The organism is Pseudomonas sp. Fl5BN2 (assembly GCF_009908205.1).
Taxonomy (GTDB): Bacteria; Pseudomonadota; Gammaproteobacteria; order Pseudomonadales; family Pseudomonadaceae; genus Aquipseudomonas.
This window is the reverse complement of the sequence record NZ_JAAARL010000003.1, coordinates 65894-86944: the sequence shown is the minus strand read 5'-3', so window position 1 is coordinate 86944 and position 21051 is coordinate 65894. Positions and strand designations below refer to the sequence as shown.

General features: G+C 63.3%; 20 protein-coding genes. 14 read left to right on the top strand and 6 right to left on the bottom strand.

Features of this window, described 5'->3' with window-relative positions; translation table 11 throughout:
* Positions 1-97 precede the first annotated feature (97 nt).
* The 4 genes from GV819_RS04900 to GV819_RS04885 are packed head-to-tail and all read left to right on the top strand — an operon-like array spanning position 98 to position 3004.
* On the top strand, positions 98-760 hold the full coding sequence (locus tag GV819_RS04900) for an ankyrin repeat domain-containing protein (RefSeq protein ID WP_161754033.1): 663 nt from the start codon (positions 98-100) through the stop codon (positions 758-760).
* A 27-nt stretch (positions 761-787) separates the two neighbouring features.
* The gene (locus GV819_RS04895; RefSeq protein ID WP_161754031.1) at positions 788-1249 is read left to right on the top strand and encodes a nucleoside deaminase; all 462 of its coding nucleotides are present in this window, start codon (positions 788-790) and stop codon (positions 1247-1249) included.
* The gene (locus GV819_RS04890; RefSeq protein ID WP_256667358.1) at positions 1236-2477 is read left to right on the top strand and encodes a CynX/NimT family MFS transporter; all 1242 of its coding nucleotides are present in this window, start codon (positions 1236-1238) and stop codon (positions 2475-2477) included. Before GV819_RS04895 ends, GV819_RS04890 begins: the two co-directional genes overlap by 14 nt.
* Positions 2478-2527: 50 nt before the next feature.
* On the top strand, positions 2528-3004 hold the full coding sequence (locus GV819_RS04885) for a DUF6392 family protein (RefSeq protein ID WP_161754029.1): 477 nt from the start codon (positions 2528-2530) through the stop codon (positions 3002-3004).
* Positions 3005-3528: 524 nt separating this feature from the next.
* On the opposite strand, the gene GV819_RS04880 is transcribed toward GV819_RS04885, so the two are convergent.
* The gene (locus GV819_RS04880; RefSeq protein WP_161754027.1) at positions 3529-4725 is read right to left on the bottom strand and encodes a type II toxin-antitoxin system HipA family toxin; all 1197 of its coding nucleotides are present in this window, start codon (positions 4723-4725) and stop codon (positions 3529-3531) included.
* Positions 4725-4976: a helix-turn-helix transcriptional regulator gene (locus GV819_RS04875; protein ID WP_178124656.1), complete on the bottom strand. Its 252-nt coding sequence runs from the start codon at positions 4974-4976 to the stop codon at positions 4725-4727. The genes GV819_RS04880 and GV819_RS04875 overlap by 1 nt, the downstream gene beginning before the upstream one ends.
* Before the next feature lie 247 nt (positions 4977-5223).
* Between GV819_RS04875 and GV819_RS04870 the strand changes: the two genes are divergently transcribed.
* The 5 genes from GV819_RS04870 to GV819_RS04850 all read left to right on the top strand — a co-directional run bounded on the left by GV819_RS04870 (position 5224) and on the right by GV819_RS04850 (position 7652).
* Positions 5224-5802 (top strand): hypothetical protein, encoded by a 579-nt coding sequence (locus tag GV819_RS04870; protein ID WP_161754025.1) that lies wholly within the window; start codon positions 5224-5226, stop codon positions 5800-5802.
* Between the two features lie 9 nt (positions 5803-5811).
* The gene (locus GV819_RS04865; RefSeq protein WP_016963103.1) at positions 5812-6027 is read left to right on the top strand and encodes a helix-turn-helix domain-containing protein; all 216 of its coding nucleotides are present in this window, start codon (positions 5812-5814) and stop codon (positions 6025-6027) included.
* 76 nt (positions 6028-6103) lie between these two features.
* Positions 6104-6769, top strand: coding sequence for a hypothetical protein (locus GV819_RS04860; RefSeq protein ID WP_161754023.1), 666 nt, complete (start codon positions 6104-6106; stop codon positions 6767-6769).
* A gap of 116 nt (positions 6770-6885) precedes the next feature.
* Positions 6886-7314, top strand: coding sequence for an SMI1/KNR4 family protein (locus tag GV819_RS04855; protein WP_178125939.1), 429 nt, complete (start codon positions 6886-6888; stop codon positions 7312-7314).
* Complete coding sequence (locus GV819_RS04850; protein WP_178125938.1) at positions 7311-7652, top strand: hypothetical protein; 342 nt, start codon at positions 7311-7313, stop codon at positions 7650-7652. The genes GV819_RS04855 and GV819_RS04850 overlap by 4 nt, the downstream gene beginning before the upstream one ends.
* 30 nt (positions 7653-7682) lie before the next feature.
* Here GV819_RS04850 and GV819_RS04845 read toward each other — a convergent pair whose 3' ends face one another.
* Positions 7683-9032 (bottom strand): aryl-sulfate sulfotransferase, encoded by a 1350-nt coding sequence (locus GV819_RS04845; RefSeq protein WP_161754021.1) that lies wholly within the window; start codon positions 9030-9032, stop codon positions 7683-7685.
* A 66-nt stretch (positions 9033-9098) separates the two neighbouring features.
* Positions 9099-11471, bottom strand: a complete 2373-nt coding sequence (locus GV819_RS04840; RefSeq protein WP_161754020.1) for a TonB-dependent receptor — start codon at positions 11469-11471, stop codon at positions 9099-9101.
* 154 nt (positions 11472-11625) lie between these two features.
* Between GV819_RS04840 and GV819_RS04830 the strand changes: the two genes are divergently transcribed.
* Together GV819_RS04830 and GV819_RS04825 are read left to right on the top strand one after the other, a co-directional pair.
* A complete protein-coding gene (locus GV819_RS04830) occupies positions 11626-12570 on the top strand; it encodes a LysR family transcriptional regulator (RefSeq protein ID WP_161754018.1) in 945 nt (314 codons plus the stop codon).
* Positions 12571-12849: 279 nt separating this feature from the next.
* Positions 12850-14466, top strand: coding sequence for an alkaline phosphatase family protein (locus GV819_RS04825; RefSeq protein WP_161754016.1), 1617 nt, complete (start codon positions 12850-12852; stop codon positions 14464-14466).
* 587 nt (positions 14467-15053) lie between these two features.
* Here GV819_RS04825 and GV819_RS04820 read toward each other — a convergent pair.
* Positions 15054-15959, bottom strand: coding sequence for a TauD/TfdA dioxygenase family protein (locus GV819_RS04820; protein ID WP_161754014.1), 906 nt, complete (start codon positions 15957-15959; stop codon positions 15054-15056).
* A 184-nt stretch (positions 15960-16143) separates the two neighbouring features.
* On the opposite strand from GV819_RS04820, the gene GV819_RS04815 reads away from it, so the two are divergent.
* Positions 16144-17064 carry a LysR family transcriptional regulator gene (locus GV819_RS04815; RefSeq protein ID WP_161754012.1) on the top strand — a complete coding sequence of 307 codons (921 nt, stop codon included), beginning with the start codon at positions 16144-16146 and terminating at the stop codon, positions 17062-17064.
* A gap of 160 nt (positions 17065-17224) precedes the next feature.
* On the opposite strand, the gene GV819_RS04810 is transcribed toward GV819_RS04815, so the two are convergent.
* Positions 17225-18247, bottom strand: coding sequence for an ABC transporter substrate-binding protein (locus tag GV819_RS04810; protein WP_161754010.1), 1023 nt, complete (start codon positions 18245-18247; stop codon positions 17225-17227).
* Between the two features lie 385 nt (positions 18248-18632).
* On the opposite strand from GV819_RS04810, the gene GV819_RS04805 reads away from it, so the two are divergent.
* Both GV819_RS04805 and GV819_RS04800 read left to right on the top strand, forming a co-directional pair.
* Positions 18633-20228: an ABC transporter permease gene (locus tag GV819_RS04805; RefSeq protein WP_161754008.1), complete on the top strand. Its 1596-nt coding sequence runs from the start codon at positions 18633-18635 to the stop codon at positions 20226-20228.
* Positions 20225-21040 carry an ABC transporter ATP-binding protein gene (locus tag GV819_RS04800; RefSeq protein ID WP_161754006.1) on the top strand — a complete coding sequence of 272 codons (816 nt, stop codon included), beginning with the start codon at positions 20225-20227 and terminating at the stop codon, positions 21038-21040. Before GV819_RS04805 ends, GV819_RS04800 begins: the two co-directional genes overlap by 4 nt.
* Positions 21041-21051 lie beyond the last annotated feature (11 nt).

Below are 21051 nucleotides of genomic sequence, written 5' to 3'. Positions count from 1 at the left end.
ATCCTTATAGCCACTGATTGGCATGATTATATTTAATTTCAGAATACACAGGCACCTCACCATACTCCCCTTTCATCAATCGGAACGGGAGGTTTCCATGACGCCCAAGTTGTCCTTCAAGCGCGGCCTGATCGCCCTCGGACTGCTCACCGCGGGAGTCGTGATGGCCAGCGACAACTCACTGCTGGACGCGGTGCGCAAAGGGCAGTTGCAGCAGGTGGAGCAACTGATCCAGCAAGGTGCGGCCATCGACGATCGCGGCCTGGATGGCAGCAGTGCGCTGCTCCTGGCCACCCGGGACAACCGGATCGAGATCGCCCGGGCGCTGATCGAAGCCGGAGCCAATGTGAACCAGAAGAACCTGATCCAGGACAGCCCCTACCTGCTGGCCGGTGCCAGCGGCCACAACGAAATCCTCAAGCTGACCCTGGCCCACGGCGCCGACCTCAAGAGCACCAACCGCTACGGCGGCACCGCCTTGATCCCCGCCTGCGAGCGCGGCCACGTAGAAACCGTGGACCTGTTGATCAAGGCCGGGGTCGAGTTGAATCACGTCAACCGCCTGGGCTGGACCTGCCTGATGGAAGCCATTGTGCTGTCCGACGGCGGCCCTGCGCACCAGCAGATCGTCAGCCGGCTGATCACCGCCGGGGCCGACCTCAACCTGCCGGACCGTGCCGGAATCAGCCCGCTGCAGCAAGCTCGCCAACGAGGCCAAGAGGCCATCGCCAAACTGCTGCGGGACGCCGGAGCCTCCTGATATCCCCAGCCCCTAACGGAGTCCTTCATGAACGACGACCAACACTTCCTGCAACAGGCCGTGGCCCTGGCCCGGCGCAATGTCGAACAGGGCGGTCGCCCGTTCGGCGCGCTGCTGGTGCGCAACGGTCAAGTGCTGGCCGAGGCGGTGAATGAAATCCACCTCAGCCAGGACCCCACCGCCCACGCCGAGATGCTCGCCATCCGCAGCGCCAGCCAGCACCTGGGGCCACGCCTGGACGACTGCGTGATCTACGCCAGCGGCCAGCCCTGCCCCATGTGCCTGGCCGCCATGTACCTGTGCGGCGTATCCCGCGCAGTGTTCGCCGCCAGCAATCAACAGGCGCAGCCTTTCGGCCTGTCCACCGCAGCCATCTACCAGCAACTGAGCAAACCTCTGGAAGCCCAGCGCCTACCGCTGCTGCACCTGCCCCAGGCAGCGATGACCGCCCTCTATCAGGATTGGCAGGAGCGCCATGCAGCGAACTGAATCTCCGTTCCAGCGCTGGGCCGGCTGGGCCTTGCTGGTGTGCCTGGGCCTCAACCTGCGACCGATCCTCAGCTCGGTCAGCCCGCTGCTCAACGAGATCCGTGGCGCCACCGGCTTGAGCTTCCAGAGCAGCGCCTGGCTCACCAGCCTGCCGGTGATCTGCATGGGCCTGGTGGCGTTGCTGGGCGTACGGATCGAAGCGCGACTGGGTGAACGACGCGGCGTCTCCCTGGGACTGTTGCTGGTACTGCTGGCCTGCCTGATGCGGCTGTTCTTCGGCCAAGCGGCAGCATTATTGGCCACGGCTTTATTGGGTGGTGCCGGCGTGGCGCTGATCCAAGCCTTGCTACCGGCGTTGATCAAACGCCAATTCCAGCAGCGGGTGGCCCTGGCCATGGGTGTCTACTCGGCTGCGCTGATGGGCGGTGGTGGCATTGCCGCCCTGCTCAGCCCGCAAGTGGCCAACCACTTCGCCAACTGGCAAGTGGGGCTGGGTATCTGGCTGCTGCCGGCCATGGCCGCGCTGCTGCTCTGGGTATGCCTGCCCCTGGGTGCCGGGCGTCGCAATGGCAAGCTGACCTCCACGACCGGGCTCTGGAGCAACCGTCGCGCCTGGCTGCTGGCGTTGTATTTCGGCCTGGTGAACTGCGGCTACATGAGCATGGTGGCCTGGCTGCCGGCCTACTACCTGCAGATGGGCTGGAGCACCACCCAAAGCGGCTCGCTGCTGGCCTTCATGACCCTTTTCCAAGTGACCGCCGCCCTGCTGATGCCGGCCCTGGCCCAGCGCAGCAGCGACCGCCGACCGCTGCTGGGCATCAGCCTCACGGCCCAGGCCGTGGGCTTTCTCGGGCTGGTGCTGTGGCCCTTGCAGAGCCCGCACCTATGGGTGGCGCTGATCGGCTTCGGCCTGGGGGCGTGTTTTGCCCTGAGCCTGATCCTGACCCTGGATCACCGCCGCGACCCTCGGGAAGCCGGGCAACTGGCGGCCTTTGTCCAGGGCGTGGGCTTTCTGATCAACGCCGTCTCGCCGTGGCTGAGCGGCTGGCTGCGGCAAGTCACCGGCAGCTTTGTCAGCGCCTGGTGGGTGCTGATCGTCGGCGTCCTGGCGATGCTGCTGTTGACCCGAATCTTCAGCCCCGCCAGCTATCAGACCGGGCTGAGACCCGGACCGGTCGCCGACTCATCACCGACAGCTCCTGGAGAGTTTCGCCCCGGCGCCACGTAGAATCCCCTCGCGACAAACAGCGCACACTCAATCAAGGACACGCAGCACCAATGGACGCCGCAACCATCAGCCGCCTGGTACAGGGCATGGGCCTCACCTACGAACAACTGCTCGCCCAAGGCGCCAGCATCGAGCGCCCGACGGACAAGATCTACGACGAATTCGAATGGCTCACCGTGTTCGTCGAGCCCGGCCTGGTACTGGACTTCTGGGAAGACAACCTGGTGCTGGAGAAGGTGATTATCGATGTGCTGCCACTTGAAGAGGGACGCAGGTTCTATACCGGTGAATTGCCGGCGCCCTTCTCACGCACCATGAGCCGCGCAGACATTCGTGCCCTGCTGGGCACGCCCCTGCAATCGGAGGAGCGCAGGCCATCAGCGGATGGGCAACGCATGCTCAACGCCTGGGAGAGCTATCGCTTGCCCGCCAATCTGCATCCCAAGGCCCGGGTCGGTTTCAGCTACAGCACCGACATGCGGATTAAAAACCTGTCATTCACCTTGCTCGAACCGCAACGCGACTGACCGGCTCTGGCTTTTCGTAGGAGCTGCCGCAGGCTGCGAACGGCTGCGAAGCAGCCGCAAAACCTGCGCCCATGTTTGGCCTGCTACACCGCGGCTTCTGGCCGTGAGCCCTGTCGGAGTGCCGCCCACCCCGTTCGCAGCCTTCGGCAGCTCCTACAGGGAGTACGCCGCCCCCATCCTCAGGCCGGCCGCAAGGCCGCCGTCAGATTTTGCTCTTGATCTGCCTGCCCCCTTAACCACGATGGCCGAGCCTAGGCGAGGCACCGAGTGGAGGGGCAAGAGCCTTTGGTTACTTTGGGCTCTTTCCAAAGTGACTCGCCGTAAGGGCGAAACCGCCCGCCGCCGTAACCGCAGCAACGGATATGCCCCCCTACAGATGATTCAGGATCGCTACGCGCCCCAGCGAGGCAAGTTCCCTCGTCACCGTCAAAGGATCAGAAAAATCGTGGCTTGAGCTCTTTACAGGAGTTGCCGAAAGCCCAGAACAAGTTGGGCGGCACTCCGACGCAGCGTACAGGCGGGTACTAGCCAAAGGTTTTCATAAAGGGCTCGGCACATTGCCGGATCGCCGCGACGACATGCGGTGCCCGTTCGCCCCATTCAGCCGATCGGCTCAACACCCTTTCCAGTGCTTGCAACTGCCCACGAATAACCTCCTGCGGACGAGCCACATCACAAACCTTGGCAAACTCCAGCAACCCCTGCCGCGAAGCAAACAGAGACTTGTTGCCCAGCAGATCCAGGGCCAGCACGTCCTGCGGGATGTACGCCGTGGTGTTGACGATGTCGTAGGCCGGCGCCAGCCGCGCATCGCGCTGGCCAGGGTCGGAATACAACAGCCCGAAGTTCTTCAGGTGGGCATCGCCATTACCCACGATGCAGCTCAAGCTCACCATGGCAAACAACTGCGCCAGTGAACCCGGCACCTGCTCAGGCGGACAGAACAGCCGGACGGCCTTGGCAATGGCCGAATAGCTCTTGCTGTATTTCTGCTCCGCACCCAGCCCCATCAACGCCGCCATGTCTTCAAACCCCAGGCAATCGAGCTGCTCGTCCCGGTCGAAGCGGCGCATGACGAACAGCTTGGCGTTATCGGACAGGTAGAACTCGGGCACCGCAATCCCCGACTCCCTGGCCACCGACATGCATAGAAACTCGTTGATCGCCAACCCCGGAAACTCGTCCCGGCCGCTCTTGATGATCAACTCCGAGGTGTTCGAGGTAAAACGCTGCAACGCGGCGTCATGCCGCTCCGGCACCATCACCTTGGGCTGCACGCCGGATATCCCCGCACGCAGGATGTAGCGGTCCACCAGGTCGGCAAAGATGTCCTCGGTGCCATCCCACGCAAGGATTTCTTGCAGTTTTTCCCCGGGGAACCGCTGTCGTTGCAACAGCCCATCGACTTGCGGCGAACTCACCGCGACCCGCCCGATAGGCGCGCTGCTGCCGGACAGCGCCAGCAGCAACATCGGGTCGACCTTCACCACCTTGGCCAGGCGGTTGCGCAGTTGCTCCAGGACATAGCCTTCGGGCAGGTTCATCTGGAAGATCGGGTGCAACTCCCGATAACGGTATTCATCCAGACGCACGGGCATCAGCAAACTGATCGCTGCCTGTGCCCGGGCGTCATCGTGGTAGCGAAACAGATAATCGCCAGCGCCACGGTGGATTCTCCCACTCTCACCGGCAGGGGTTGCGACCTGCAGTACCGCGGTCATCAGTCGAATACTCCCTGGATCTCGTCCAATGTAGGCATGGCAGCAGGCACCAGGGTGAATTCACAGTCCAGGGCGCCCAGCACTCGCGCATAGGCCGCCATGCCCACCGACAAGTCGCCCCGCTCGATGGCGATGACCTTCTGCCGGGTCACGCCGGCCAAGGCGGCCAGGCTGGCCTGGGTCTGGCCACGATGCAGACGACGCTGGCGAACCTGCTCGCCAAGGCGCACGGTGATCAGAAAGTAGTCCATGTTCTGTATACGCAACAAAATTGATTGAATGTAACGTATAGCAGACATTGCAGAAAATCAAAGAGACGCTGCTCCCAGGGTTGACCGGGAGGGCAAAAACCAAAGCCGCCCGAGCGGGAGCAAGCTCCCTCGCCACAACATCATTCCGGGCTATTAGCCGAACACAATCCCAGAGAAATAAATTATTGTAATTCGATAATTACTTATCAATAATTCGCCACCCCCCAAGTTTTGCAAGGAATGACGCATGAACCTCCAAATAAATGGCTCAGCCCAATACCGCTTACGACGGGTCGGCCTGCTGGCCGCGATCCTGGCCTGGGTCATGGGCGTGGTGGAGTTGGGCGGCAACGCCGGCCTCTGGATCTACAGCAAGGACCAGGTCCTGGGTGCCCTGCTCAGCGTATTCGCCGAACACTCGCCGCGCCTGATGGAAGCCGACTTCAAACTCTCCTCCCTGAGCTTCACCCTATTGGTGATCCTCGACTTCCTGCCGCTGCTGGTATCGAGCTTCGCCCTCTGGCTGACCGGCGTATTCTTCCTGCGCCTGTCCCGAGGTGAAACCTGGAGCGATCGCAACATCAGCATCCTCTGGCGCGTCGGCATGCTGTGGATCATCGCACCCGCGACGTTCCCCATGGTGGAGACCCTGCAAGGCCTGGCACTGTCCTTCGACCTGCCCCCGGGCCAACGCATCCTGCAGATTTCCGCCGGTTTCTCGTCCTACGCCGCCTATGAGGTGGTCAAAGGAATCTTGCTCTGCTCATTTTCCATTATCATGCGCGACGCCAAAGTCCTCAGTGATGAGCACAGTCACTACATATAGAACAATGAGATGACCATTATCGTTCGGCTTGACGTTGTCATGGCTAAAAACAAGATTCGCTCGAAAGAGCTCGCCGCCATCCTGGGCATTACCGAGGCGAATCTGTCGTTGCTGAAAAATGGCAAGGTCAAGGGGATGAAAATCGAGACCCTGGACAAACTCTGCGCCGCACTCGACTGCCAACCCGGCGACCTCCTGGAATACCAGGCGAGCGAGCCCGCGTAACGCCCCCGCGTTTGTTTGATCCGAGTCCCGTTCGTTAAAGCCTTATCCATTCATCACGTTGCACGTTGGCTTATTCATGACTCGCTACCTGCTCTGCCCGCTGCTTTTGCTTGCCTGTTTTTTGACCGGCTGCGCCAATAAACTCGAAGTGGCGATCGCCGCCACTCCCGCCCCCGACTACTACTTCGACCCAAAGGCTCCCGTGCTGGTGACCGTCAACGGCGCCAACGATGCCCACGGCCTCAACGCCACCTACTACCTGCGCGACATGGTCGCCGCCCTCCACGGCATGGGTTTCAAGCAGGTCTACACGGAAACGTCGCTGCCAAAGAACCACCCGCCGTTGCGCATGAACTTCACCCTCGACGTGGGCAGTGAAAAGACCAGCTACCGCTACACCGCCACCGACTACGGCCAAGTGCCCAGCAGCACCAAAACCACGTGCATACCCGGCAAGAAGCAGCAGACCGTGTGCACCAGCACCCCAACGATGTCCTACGGCGCAATCGGCAGCTCGGAGCGCACCGGCTATACCACCCTCTCGACCTTCAATATCAAGGCCAAGGATGAGCTGAGTCGGCGCACGGTGTTCCTGCTGCGGGCCTCGTCCTACAACGAAGACTGCCAGGACGCCAAGGTCGAGGATTTCCTGGTGCAGGAAAGCCTGGACAATCTGGATTTTCGCAACCGGGTGCAACGCAAATACACCGTCACCCTGCCCGAAGGCCACAGCTGTAAATAGCCCGCTACCACCGGCTTTGCACAGCCCTTGGCGGCACGCCTACAATCGGCCCCCGGCGCCTGTTCGATCACCCACCGAGCAGGCGCAACCTACCAACGGGAACAAGAGTGCCGACCATGACCATGGACTGGAGTGCCTGGGAAATAGAGCCCGGATCAGAGGTCGATGAGCAGATCATCAGCCAGGTGCAGCAACGCATCGGGGTCGAGTTTCCAGCGCTGTATCTGGATCTGGTCAGGTACGCCGAAGCCGCCACACCGGGGGTCGGCACCTTCCCCCATGGCAGCGGCTACGCCTGCATCAGTGAGTTCTTCGACTTCTCCCTGGGCAACGAACCCTGGACCCTGCTCTGGTACGCCAGCGCCGGCCGCGTGCCAGGGTTGGCCAAAGGTTGCCTGCCGATTGCCCGGGATGCCGGTGGCCTGCTGATCTGCCTGGACTTCAACAGCCCGAACGTGGCGGTGGAAGTCTTCGATCCCGACAGCGCCAGCCGCTACCCGGTCGCTCCCGACTTCAAGGCCTTCGTCGAGTTGTGGCAGCCATGAACGCGCCGCTGAAATGGATAGTCGTGCCCACCAGCAAAGCCGCCATGCAGCGCCTGGATCTGGACCAATGCCTGCCGGGCGACCTGGAGGAATTGGCCCTGTGCGCAGAGCAATGGTCCGCCCTGTGCCGCAGCAACCTCGTGCCACGCTTGAACCACGCCCTGGGAACCCTGATCGACGACTACGAGGACGCCTCCATCCAGGGCCGGGAAGCCCTGGCCATGACCCTTTCGATCCTGACGGAGGCCGCGATGCCCGGGGATGGAGTTATCCACAGGCTGATCGCGCTCAATCAACTGGCTCTGGCACAGGACACCGGGCTGTTCTTCTACTTCTGAGCGCCGTGTCCACGCCCTCAGGCACAGCCCTCAGATTCCGGGCGTTGCGCTGGCCTGTTTCAACCCCGACTCCGGCACGCTCACGGCGGTTTCCGAGCGTGGCGTGTCCTTGGGCACCCAGTCGTAGCTCACCGGCAACGCGCGATACACCCAGTTGCTGATGGCCTCGCTGCCCGGGGCCTTGCCCAGGTAAGGGCTGACGTATTCCCAAACGATCTCGCCAGCCGCGGTGACCTGGAAGAAACGCCCGTTCATGCCCTCGTCGATCAGGGTGTTGCCATTGGGCAAGCGCCGCGCGCTGCTGATGAACGAGCTGTAGAAGGCCCAGCCCGGTTGTTTGGAACTGGCGGCGCTGTACTGCCAGACGATTTCATTCTTGATCGGGTCGATCTCCAGCACCCGCGAGCCGGCGATCAGCCCCAGAGGCACCGAGGGGTAACCCGCCGTGCCCTGGTTGTCGAACACCAGTAAATGCCCGGCCCCCGGCAAGCCGGCGGGAATGATGTGGGCGTCGTGCTGGCCGACGAACTGATCCACCGGACGCGGCACCTTGTTCGCGGTCTTGGGGTTGCTCGGCGCCAGGTTCGGCCCCAGGCGCCAGACCACCTTGCCACTGTGTTTGTCGAGGATGGCGATGAAGTTGGCGTTGCGTGAATCGATCAGCAGGTTGTCCGGGGCGAAGCGTTTATCACCGGCATCGAACCAACGGTTCGGCCCCACCACACTGAGGTTGTTGATGTGCAGGTAGTCCGGGTTGTCGGTGCCATACACCAGCTTCAACTGTGCCGGGGTAAAGCCGAATTCCTTGAGATGTGCCGACGCCAGCCACTGCCATTGCACCTGGCCTTGGGGGCTGACTTCATAGATCGCGTCGTCGATCACCTGGGGCACTTTGAACCCCGCCACCTTGTGCACCTTGTTGGCCAGCACCAGGGTGTTGCCGTTGCTCAGGCGGCGCTGGTCATGATGCTGCTGGGCCGCACCGCCTGGCGCCTGGTCGCCCCATTGCCAGAGCACCTTGCCGTTCCAGTCGAGCTCGCCGACGCTCTGGTTGCCCAGGCCATTGCCCGCCGAGCCGAGCGGGCCCGGCTCCTTGTCCTTGAGCTGCAACAGCACCCGACCACGCTCGCCGCCCACCAGTTGCGGGTCGATGATCGCCGAGGGAAAACCTGCTTGCGGCCAGTTCTTCACCTCGTTGCCGTTCATGTCGATCAGGTGGGTCTGTTTATCGGCACCACTGAAAATCACGTACTGGTTATAGGCCTTGTCCGGGTCGTAGCGGGTCACCCCCGTGGGATAGACGCTGGGGGCGGCCTGCACCGCCGAGGCCAGCAAGGTGGCGGACAGCAGCAGGGGCAAAGCGGTGTTGACGCGCAGCATGACAAGTACTCCTGTTCAGGTCGAAGCGCGCCGGCAGACCCGGCGCGAGGTGCGTAAAGCCAGGTGTCAGAAATCGTAGCGGCCAGTCACGCCCAAGGTTCGCGGTGTACCCAACAGCCCCTCGTAGCCGCCGTTGCCGCCGGTCCAGAGGGTGGTGTAGTAGGTCTTGTCGAAGGCGTTCTTCAGCCACAGCGAAACGTCCCACTGACCTTGTTCGTAGTTGCCGCGCAGGCCGGTGGAAAGGTTGACCACGGCGTAGCTGGGGATCTGCCCGTATGAGGAATCTTCCACGGTGCCCACCGCCTTGGAACGGAACGCGTAACTGGCGGTGACGTACTCTTCCAGGCCGTTGTCGAGGTTCCACTTGTACTCGCCGTTGGCGTTGCCGATCCATTTCGAGGCGCCCACCACCTGGTGGCCGCTGAGGTCGCAGGAGGCCGGGGCGCCAGGACGCAGGCTGACTTCCGGCGGGCACGGCGCATCCTTGTAAGACAGGTAGCGCACGTCGTTATAGGAGCCGTTGAGGTTCAGGGTCAGGCCGCGAATCGGCACCAGGGTGCTTTCCACTTCCACCCCGCGCGAGCGCACCGAACCGGCGTTGGTCAGGTACTGCACGCGGTTGCCATAGTCGTAGGCGTTGGTCTGGTAGCCGTTGACCTGGGTCCAGAACAGGTTGGCGTTGAGTTGCAGGCGCTTGTCCCACAGGGTGCTCTTGAAACCCAGTTCGGCGTTGTTGGCGCGTTCGGTGCCGATCAGCAGCGAGTCGGCTCCGGCGGTGGGTGCCGAGCCCACGGCCAGGTTGACCCCGCCAGACTTCTCACCGTGGGACAAGGTGGCGTAGCCCAGCAAATCATCGGTGAAGCGGTAGCTGAGGTTGAGCAGGCCCGAGGGGCTGGTGCTGTACTGGTTCAAATCGCCGGAATCATAGGCGCCGCTGCGCCCACGCCGCGCGTTGGCGGCGGCGCCGCTGACCGTCGCTCCGCCAAGCGGCGCATTGCGGGTGACCCAGGCGCTTTTCTCTTCATAGGTGCCACGCAGTCCGGCGGTGAAATCCAAGCGGTCGGTGAGGTGCCAGGTGCCTTGGGCGAACAGCGCAAAACTGTTGGTCTGGATGTGCCCGTTGCCGATGCTGGTGACATTGCTCAAGGCGCCATTGGGCGTGCCGTTCCAGATGTCCGCCTTGGGCCCGTAATAGGCGAAGGACTTGTTGTCCAGGTCGGAGCCGAAGTAATAGGCCCCCAGCACGTAGTCGAAGAAGCCGCCGGTGGGCGAGGCCAGGCGGAATTCCTGGGACCACTGTTTGTCTTCCACCGAGACCCCGGCGTTGTAGCTGGCCGGGACGTTGAGGCCATCGTCGTTGCGCGGGGTGAAATTCCACCAGCGATAGGCGCTGACCGAGGTCAGGGTGAAGTCGCTGGGCAGGGTCCAATTGGCCTCCAGCGAAGTGCCGCCCTGGAACACCGTGACGTGCTGGTCGCTGTCGAGGTTGACCTTGCGGTGCGAACCGTTGACCAGGGTCGCCCCGGCGGCCGCGGCCCGCGACTCATAGATGTTGGTGCCGTTGATGGTCGGCCCGGTGCTGTACAGCACCCGGGTGCCAGCGCTGGAATCCTCTTCGTTGTAGTCGCCGATCCAGCGCAGGTTGAAGCTGTCGTTGGGCTTGTACAGCAGTTGCCCGCGAAAGCCCTGGCGCGATCCGCCATTGAGGTCGTGGCCGTCGTATTCGTTCTTGATGTCGCCGTCGCTGCGGGTCCGGTAGGCCGAGAAGCGCCCGGCCAGCTCATCGCTCAACGGCCCGGAAATGGTGCCCTTGGTCTGGAAATAACCATCCTCGCCCAGGGAAGTCTCAATGCTGCGCTCCGGGGTGAAACTCGGCGCCCGGGTGCTGATGTTGATCACCCCGGCGGTGGTGTTCTTGCCGAACAGGGTGCCCTGGGGACCACGCAGCACTTCCAGTTGCTCGATGTCCATCAGGTCGAACACCGCCATCCCCGGCCGCCCCAGGTAGACGTTGTCGATGTACAACCCGACGCTGCCTTCCAGGCCATCGCTGGCCGGGTTGTTGCCCAGGCCACGGATCGACACGCTGGACTGGCGCGCATGCATATAGGCGACGTTGACGCTGGGCACCAGCTGCTGCAGGTCCTGGATACGATAGACCCGCTGGCTTTCCAGAGCCTGGCCACCGATCACACTCATCGGTGTGGGCACGTTCTGCGAACTTTCTTCGCGCCGGCGCGCGGTGACGGTCACCGTCTGCAACTGGCCGTCGTCGGCCTTGGTTTTGTTCGCGCTGCTCTTGGCCGGCGGTGCTGGAGCCGCCGGGGCGTCCTCGGCCCAGCTCGGCGTCCAACTGGCACTGCCGGCCAGCAACAGTGCCAGCGGCAAGCGCTGGAGCCGCCGGGGGGAGAGGGGTGACGCAGTGGAAAACGGACTCATGGGCGGCTCCTGGTCAGAAAATATACAGCCTCGTATATTCCTTAAAGTTATTTATTTATGTTTTTACAAAGATTTACTGCATAAGAGATTGCCTTTATAAGGAGTCGACCTAATGCATAGCCAATGCATTTCCCCGATATTTTTTATGTGAAAAATGCATATCGACCTGCGCCAGCTCCGTCACTTCATCGCCCTCGCCGAACAGCGCAGCTTTGTCGCGGCCGCGACGGCGGTGAACCTCTCGCAATCGGCCTTCAGCCGCAGCATCCAGGCCCTGGAACACAGCGTCGGCTGCCAGTTGGTGGATCGCGGGCGCAAGGACCTGGCGCCGACCAAACAGGGCCAGCTGTTGCTGGAGCACGCGCGCCGGCTGGTCAGCGGCGCCCAGCAGATGGCCAACGAGATCAGCCAGTTCAATGGCCTGGAGGCGGGGGAGTTGCGTTTCGGCTGCGGCCCGGCGCCGGCCGCGGGGCTGATCCCCCGGGCCATCGGCAGTTTTATCGGGCGCTACCCCAAGGCCCGGGTGCAGTTCCAGGTGGATGACTGGCAAAGCCTGAGCAAACGCCTGCTGAGCGAAGAGTTCGAATTTTTCGTCGCCGACACCCGCCACTTCGAAGCCGACCCGGACTACCTGACCCAGCGCCTGCGCCCGCGCAAATGGCATTTCTGCTGCCGCGCCGGGCACCCCCTGGCCCAGCGCGAAAGCGTCAGCGCCAGCGAGTTGATGAGTTATCCACTGGCGGTAACCATTCGCCCGCCGAACCTGCGCAAGGTGATTGTCGACCTGAGCGGCAAGGCGGACTTCACCCCCAACGTGGAATGCGAAAACAGCTACAGCCTGCTGGGGGTGGTGCTGCGCTCGGACGCCATCGGCATCGTCGGCTCCTACAGCGATGCCCTGCACAATGCCAAGGGCGAGCTGGTGTGCCTGAGGATCGACGGCCTGGCTGACGACCTGGAAGAGCTCTATACCCGCTACGGCATCGTCAGCCGCGCGGGTTATCGCCTGTCGCCCCTGGCCGCGGCGATGATCGACGAGATCAAGCGCATCGACGAACAGGACGAAGAGGTATGCAACCTGGACAACCTCGCCGTGTGAACTGCCCGCCCGCCGGCTTGCCGGCGAACAGGCCCCCAAGCCCTGCACCGCCCGCGTGGCCGCCTCCCACCGTAGGAGCCGGCTTGCCGGCGAAGCGGCCCTCAAGCTCTGCACCGCCCGCGTGGCCGCCTTCGCTGGCAAGCCAGCTCCTACAGGCACCACAGGACCGCGGGGGCCCCCGCATTGCATGAAACGCATCGAAACTATTCGGCAAATGCGCTTGCCGGAAGCCCCCGCCGAAGGCGAAAAACCTCGCCTGTCCTGTCTTCGGTGAGCCCCATGTCCAATACCCCCAAACCCGTGCGCAACGTGCTCTACATCATGTGCGACCAACTGCGCCGGGATTACCTGTCGTGCTACGGCCACCCACACCTGCACACCCCCAACATCGACCGCCTGGCCGCCGCCGGGGTGCGCTTCAGCCGCGCCTATACCCAGGGCACCATCTGCGGCCCGTCGCGGATGTCGGCCTACACCGGACGCTACGTCAGCAGCCACCAGGTGGCCTGGAACGCCGTGCCCCTGCCCCTGGAAGAACTGACCCTGGGGGATTACCTACGACCCCACAGCATCCGCACCGCGCTGGTAGGCAAGACCCACGCCACGCCCAACCTCGACGCCCTGCAGCGCCTGGCCATCGACCCCGAAAGCGCCCAAGCCGAGGCGCTCAACGAGGTCGGCTTCGAGCCCTATTTCCGCCACGACGGCATCTACCCCGACGACCCGGTTTTCGACGACAAACGCGAGTCGGCGCCCTACACCCACTACCTGCGCGACCTCGGCTACGACGGGCGCAACCCCTGGCACGACTGGGCCAACGCCGGGGCCGGCGAGCAGGGGGAAATCCTCAGCGGCTGGAAAATGCGCAACGCCCACCTGCCGGCCCGGGTCGCCGAGCAGCACTCGGAAACCGTCTACACCACCGACCGCGCCATCGACTTCATCCAGGAGCAGGGCCAGCAGCCCTGGTGCCTGCACCTGTCCTACATCAAGCCGCACTGGCCCTATATCGCCCCGGCGCCCTACCACGCCCTGTACGGTGCAGAACAGGTACTGGCGCCGGTACGCGCCGCGCCCGGCCAGCTCAGCGATCATCCGGTCTATCACGCCTTTCGCCAGCATGAAGAGAGCCTGAATTTCTCCCGGGATGAAGTCCGCCTGAACGTGGTGCCCACCTACATGGGCCTGATCAAGCAAGTGGACGACCAGCTTGGCCGGCTGTTTGATTTCCTGCAGAGCAACGGCCGCTGGGACGACACCCTGATCGTCTTCACCAGCGACCACGGCGACTTTCTCGGCGATCACTACCTGGGGGAAAAGGAGTTCCTGCTGGAACCGGCGGTGGGCGTTCCGCTGATTGTCCGCGACCCGCGCGCGGCGGCGGATATCAGCCGTGGCAGCGTGGATGAACGCCTGGTGGAAACCATCGACGCCCTGCCGACCTTTCTCGATGCCCTGGGCCTGCCAGGGGCCGAACATCGCTTGGAAGGACGCTCATTGATTGCATTGCTGCACGGCGCGGCACCCGACTGGCGCCGCTACGCCATCAGCGAATACGACTACGCCTTCCAGGCCCCGGCGCGGGAACGCCTGGGCCAGCCCATCGACCGCTGCCGCATGACCATGGTGCGCAGCGAACGCTGGAAATACCTGGCTTATGACGGCTTCCGCCCGCAGCTGTTTGACCTGCACAACGACCCCCAGGAGTTGAATGACCTGGGGGCCGACCCGGCCTATGCCGCGGTGCGCGAAGAACACCTGGGGTATTTGCTGCAATGGCTGCGGGGCCTGAAACGCCGCACCACCATCAGCCATGAAGAGATCGACCTGCGCGGCCAGCGTTTTCGCTACGGCGAACCGCACAGCGAAAAGCTGGTGCAGATCGGCGTGTGGTAACCCCGGCCACCTTCCATCCTGTAGGAGCCGGCTTGCCGGCGAAGAGGCCCTTGAGCTTTGCATCGCTCTCGGGGGCGCCTTCGCTGGCAAGCCAGCTCCTACGGCGGGCAGGTTCATCCCATGAATTCTCGTAGGAGCCGGCTTGCCGGCGAAGAGGCCCTTGAATCTTGCATCGCTCTCGGGGGCGCCTTCGCTGGCAAGCCAGCTCCTACGGCGGGCAGGTTCATCGCATGAGTTCTCGTAGGAGCCGGCTTGCCGGCGAAGAGGCCCTTGAATCTTGCATCGCTCTCAGGGGCGCTTTCGCTGGCAAGCCAGCTCCTACAGCGGGCAGGTTCATCCCATGAATTATCGTAGGAGCCGGCTTGCCGGCGAAGAGGCCCTTGAATCTTGCATCGCTCTCGGGGGCGCTTTCGCTGGCAAGCCAGCTCCTACGGCGGGCAGGTTCATCGTATGAATTATCGTAGGAGCCGGCTTGCCGGCGAAGAGGCCCTTGAACCTTGCATCGCTCTCGGGGGCGCTTTCGCTGGCAAGCCAGCTCCTACGGTAGGCCCGATGTGCACCTTTCATGCGGTAGGGGGTTGGGGCGCTCAGAGGCCCTTGGTGGTCTGGCTGCGCTGGCCATGCACGCCCACCGGCACATCGCCCTTGAGGGTCACGCGGCGCACGATGCGGTCCTGGGTGCCGTAGTCATCGACCGCGTAATGCTGGGTCGAGCGGTTGTCCCAGATCGCCACGTCACCGGCGGTCCAGCGCCAGCGCACGGTGTTTTCCAGGCGCGTGACATGGCTTTGCAACAGGTTGAACAGGTGCGCCGAATCGGCCTGGGAATAACCCTTGATGCGCTTCACGAAATGCCCCAGCACCAGGCTCTTCTCCCCACTCTCCGGGTGCACGCGAACGATCGGGTGCTCGGTCTCGAAGACCGTGGAGGTGAAGATCTTGCGGTAACGCTCAAGCTTTTCCGCCGAGACATCCGGCTTGGCCCCGGCATAGTCGTATTCGTTGCTGTGCACCGCCCAGAGCTTGTCCGCCAGTTCCCGCAGTTCCACCGACAGTTCGTTATAGGCCGTGGCGGTGTTGGCCCAGACCGTGTCACCACCGAAGGTCGGGGCTACCACTGAACGCAGGATCGAAGCTTTCGGGTAGGCGTCGACGAAGGTCACGTCGGTGTGCCAGGAGTTGGCCCGCTGGCCTTGGGCGCCGTCCAGTTCCAGCAGGTAGCGGGTGCCATCGCGCACCGGTACGGTGGGGTGGGCTATCGGCTCGCCCAGCAGGTGGGAGAAGGCTTCCTGGCTCTGGTCATCGAGGTGGGCCTGGCCACGGAAGAAGATCACCTTGTACTGCACCAGCGCTTGCTGGATGGCTTCCACGGTGGCGGCGTCGAGTTCGCCAGAGAGTTGCACGCCACGGATCTCGGCGCCGATACGACCGGCCACCGGGTGGATCTCAAGGGCATGGACAGCGGGTTTAACGGCTAATGCGGCATTGCTCATCGGGGACACCCTCATCTGACTGCTTGCGGTTGGAGCCGCAGCGAAACAACGCTCTATCTATATTCTATTTAGGTCTAATAGATAATCACATGCTTCGTTGACGGAATAAGAGCTTGCATTTAAAACCTCATTCCTTACTCGTCGCAAATGCCTTCGAGCTATTTTTCGGATGCCGGGAAAGCATATGGATCTTCGCCAATTGCGTTACTTCATCGCCCTCAACGAGCACCGCAGTTTTGTCCGCGCCGCCGACGCCATGGGCATCACCCAGCCGGCCTTCAGCCGCAGTATCCAGGGCCTGGAACAGGAGTTCGGTTGCGTGCTGGTGGACCGTGCGCACAAGGATCTGCGCCCCACGCCGGAAGGCCAGGTGGTGCTGCAGCACGCCTTGAGCCTGGTCCAGGGCGCAGCGTTGCTGAGCAGTGAAGTGACACGGATGACCAAGCTCGACGCCGGCGAATTACGCTTCGGTTGCGGCCCGGCGCCGGCGGTGAAACTGGTGCCCGACGCCGTGGCGCAATTCACCAGTGCACACCCGAAAGTGCGCACCTGTTTTGCCGTGGATAACTGGGAAAAACTCAGCCGCAGCCTGAACCGCGAGGAGATCGAATTCTTTATCGCCGACATCCGTCATTTCGAGGCCGACCCGAACTACCAGACCCAGGCCCTGACGCCCAAGCGCGGGGTGTTCTTCTGCCGCCCGGGGCACCCGTTGCTGGCCAAGGAAAGCCTGTCCACCAACGACATGTTCGACTACCCCCTGGCCACCACCCTGATCCCCCCGGGCATCCGCAAGCTGCTGGCCAACCTGAGTGGGCGCATCGATTTTTCGCCGAGCATCGAGACCGAGCATTTTCCGGCCCTGGTGAAGATTGTCCGCCAGTCCAACGCGATTGGCGTGGGCACCGCCGAAGCCTTTGCCGAAGACATCGAGCAGGGTTCGCTGGTGCTGCTGCACTGGCGCAACCTGCCGCAGAATATCGACAGCCTGAACGCCCGCTGCGGCATCGTCAGCCGCAGCGGATTCCGCCTGTCACCGGCGGCGCGCAAGATGATCGAGGTGCTGGTGGCGGTGGATCAGCAGAACCACGCCATCGCCGTCTAGCACAGCTTCGCCGGCAAGCCGGCTCCTACAAGATCCCGCACGATATCCCCACCGACCGTAGGAGCTGGCTTGCCAGCGAAGAGGCCCTCAAGACCGCCCTCGCCGACAAGCCGGCTCCAGGGTTACGTAGGAGCCGGCTTGCCGGCGAATGGCGTCGACCTCAAAGACCGGCAGCCGCCAATTGCGGCGCAACCCAGGCGTCCACCTTGAACGGCTTGCGGATCAACCGTTCCTTGGCCGCCAGGTCTACCGAGTCCTGCAGTTTGCCGAGAAATACCGGGTCCAGGGTCGAGGGGAAGATCTCGCTCAGGCGCTGGTCCTTGAGGTCATCCTGCAAGATCACCGGCGGGTAGCTGGCCAAGCCGGACACCAGCTGGATGTAGGCGTCCTTGTTGCTGTCCTGGGTCAGCCATTGCACGGCCTGCTGTTGAGCCTTGAGCAACTTCTCCACCGCCTCTGGATGCTCGTCGACAAACTTGCCCGCGCCCACCAGCACGCTCTGCACGCTGCCGGCGCCGCCCAGATCCTTGGTGCTCAACGGCAGCTCGGCCAGCCCTTTGCTACGCAGAGCCGAAAGCCCGGTGCTGCCCCATGAGGCGTCGATCTGCTTGGCCGCCAAGGCTGCCACCGCCGCGTTGAAATCGAGATTGACCACCTTCAGGTCCTTCTCGCTCAGGCCTCGGCTGGCCAGGGCCGCATCAAAGGACAGCTGGGTGGCGGTGCCACGGAACACCGCCACACGCTTGCCCTTGAGGTCTTCCAGGGTCTTGATCCCGGAACCCGGAACCACTCCCAAGTAGTGTTTGACCCCACGCGCCGAGGCACTGAGCAGGCGCGTGTCCAGGCCGTTGGACTTGCCGATGATGGCCGCCAAGTCCCCCAGGTAGGCCAGGTCCACCTGGCCGTTGGCAAAGGCCTCGTTGATCACCGGCCCCGCACCCTTGAAGAAATTCCACTGGATCTTGATGCCCTGGTCAGCGAAGGCCTTTTCGAAGATCTGTTGCTGGCGCAGCACATCCACCACCCCGCCGCCGCTGTGCTGGGTGCCGGCACTGAGGTCGGGCACGGCAATCCGGATTTCCTTGAGCTCGCCAGCCTGGGCCAGCAGCGGCAGGTAGCCCAGCAGTCCCGCCAGGGCCGGTGCGGCGAACAGGCTGATCACGCGTTTGAAGGGAAGGTTCATGGGTGCGGCTCCTGGTGGCAAAGGCTGTGAGGAGCAGAAGGTAGGCACGGAATTGATCAACATTTAAATACTATAAATTCACATTTTAATAACCATATTGAATAAACCAGCTGCCACGGGCGTCCCCGGGGACATGCATGAAATGCATGAAAAATATTCTTCAAATGCATTGGATGCCGGTTGGCGAGAAGCCTTAAATGGCTGCTCTTATCCCTAAAAAGAATCGATAAGAATTTTAATAGACCATAAACGAATATAAAGCAGGGCCGACTTGCCGGCTAAGAGGCCCACAGACCCTGCAGCGCTCTCAAGGGCTGTTTCGCTGGCATGCCAGCTCCTACGGCATCGACCAACGCCATGCAGTACCCGACAACGGAGGTCATCCATGGCCCGTGTTTCCCTGCTCAGCCTGCCCCTGGCGGCGCCGTCCAACGGACGCCCGGGCTGGCCCCTGGTCAGTCAGCGCCTGCTGCCCTGGCTGCTGCCCCTGGGACTGTTCAGCCTGTGGTGGCTGGCCAGTCGTAATCAATGGATGAGCGAGCAGATCCTGCCGTCCCCGGCGCTGGTCTGGAGCAGCGCCCTGGAACTGGCTCACGGCGAACTGTGGAGCCACCTGGCGATCAGCCTGCAACGGCTGTTCTGGGGCTTGCTGGCGGGTATCACCGCCGGTGCCCTGCTGGGCGGCGCCCTGGGTTTCAGCCAACGCCTGGAGCGCTTGGTCTTTCCGACCTTCGGCGCCCTGGCGCAGATTCCGACCCTGGCCTGGATTCCACTGTTCATGGTGTTTTTCGGCATCGGTGAAGTGCTCAAGCTGGTGGTGCTGATCAAGGCCATCGTGGTGCCCGTGACCCTGCACACCCTGGTGGGCGTGCGGGATGCACAACCCAAGTTGCGCGAAGCCGCCGCCGTGCTGCGCCTGCCGCCGCGGCTACTGATTCGCCGCCTGGTGCTGCCCGCCGCGCTGCCGGCGTTCATGGCCGGGGTGCGCCTGGCCCTGGCCACCGGCTGGACCTCGTTGCTGGCAGTGGAACTGCTGGCCTCCAGCGAAGGCATCGGCTACCTGATGGTCTGGGCGCGCCAGCTGTTCATGCTGGACATCGTATTTGTCTGCATCCTGGTGATCGGCCTGCTGGGAGTGTTCATGGACCGTGGTATCGGCTGGCTGGACCGCCGGCTGGTGCACTGGCCACACCCGGCCACTGCCGAATTCCGCCGTGGTCCACGCTATGAGGGCTGGCAACGCCTGCAACCCTGGCTGCTGCCCCTGGCCTTGCTGGCCCTGTGGCAACTGGCAAGCGATCAGCAGTGGGTCGACGCGAACATCCTGGCAAGCCCGCTGCAGGTGCTCGCCACTACCTTCGACGGCCTGCTGGACGGCAGCCTGCTGGGGGGCATGGGCCTGAGCCTGGGCCGCACCCTCGGTGGGCTGCTCCTGGGTGGCGGCCTGGGCTTTGCCTTTGGCCTGCTGCTGGGCCTGTCGCGGTTCAGTGAACGTCTGCTGGGGCCGACCCTGGCCGCTATCCGCCAGATCGCCATCTTCGCCTGGGTGCCGCTGCTCACCGCCTGGTTCGGCCTTGGCGAATTGGCCAAGTGGGTGTTCGTCGCCCTGGCAGCCTTCTTCCCACTGTTCATCGCCACCCAGCGCAGCGTCGCGCAACTGTCACCACAACTGGCGGAAGCCGCCCAGGTACTGCGCCTCAACCTCTGGCAGCGGCTGCGACGGCTGGTGCTGCCCGGCGCCGCTGCGGGGATTTTCGCCGGCCTGCGCATCAGCCTGATCTACGCCTGGCTGGGCACCATCGGCGCCGAATATTTCATGCCGTCCAACGGCGGTATCGGTAGCCAAATGATCAGCGCCCAACAGCTGCTGCGCATGGACCTGATCATGGCCGGCATGCTCTTGGTGGGCCTCACTGGCGCCCTGCTGAACCTGATTGGCCAACGCCTGGAAATTCGCGCCACTCGCTGGAGACACGCATGAACGCACCCCTGGTCAGTTTTAATCACGTGGGCAAGACCTTCGCTGTCGCCGGTGGCGAGCTGGAGGCGATCCGTGAGTTCAACCTGGACATTGCCGAGGGCGAATTCGTCGCCATCGTCGGCTCCAGCGGCTGTGGCAAGTCCACTCTGCTGCGCCTGCTGATCGGCCTGGACACCGACTTTCGCGGCGAGATCCGCATCGACGGCAAGCCCGTCACCGGCATCGGCAGTGAACGCGGCATCGTGTTCCAGGAGCACCGGCTGTTCCCCTGGCTGACGGTGGCCGAGAACATCGGCCTGGGCCTGGTCAACGAGGCCCTGAGCACCGCCGAGCGGCAACGGCGGATCGACGACTTCATCGACCTGGTGGGCCTGGGGGATTTTTCCCGGGCCTATCCGCACCAGCTGTCCGGCGGCATGGCGCAACGAGTGGCCATCGCCCGCGGCCTGGTGGCCAGCCCACGGATCCTGCTGCTGGACGAACCCTTCGGCGCCCTCGACGCCCTGACCCGCCAGCAGATGCAGGACGAGCTGCTGGCGATCCGCGAGCGGGCAAAAATCACCACGGTGCTGGTGACCCACGATGTCGAGGAAGCGATTTTCCTCGCCGACCGGGTGGTGGTGATGGAGCCGCGCCCGGGACGGATCAAGCGCGTGGTCCAGGTGGGCTTGCCCCACCCGCGCCTACGCAGCAGTTTCGATTTCCATCAGTTGCGTGAAGAACTGCTCCACGAACTGACCAGCGACGATCACTACCAGGCCCCGCCGCCGGTGCAGATCCGCAACCTGCCACTGACCTTCATTGCTTGCTGAACAGGAGTGAC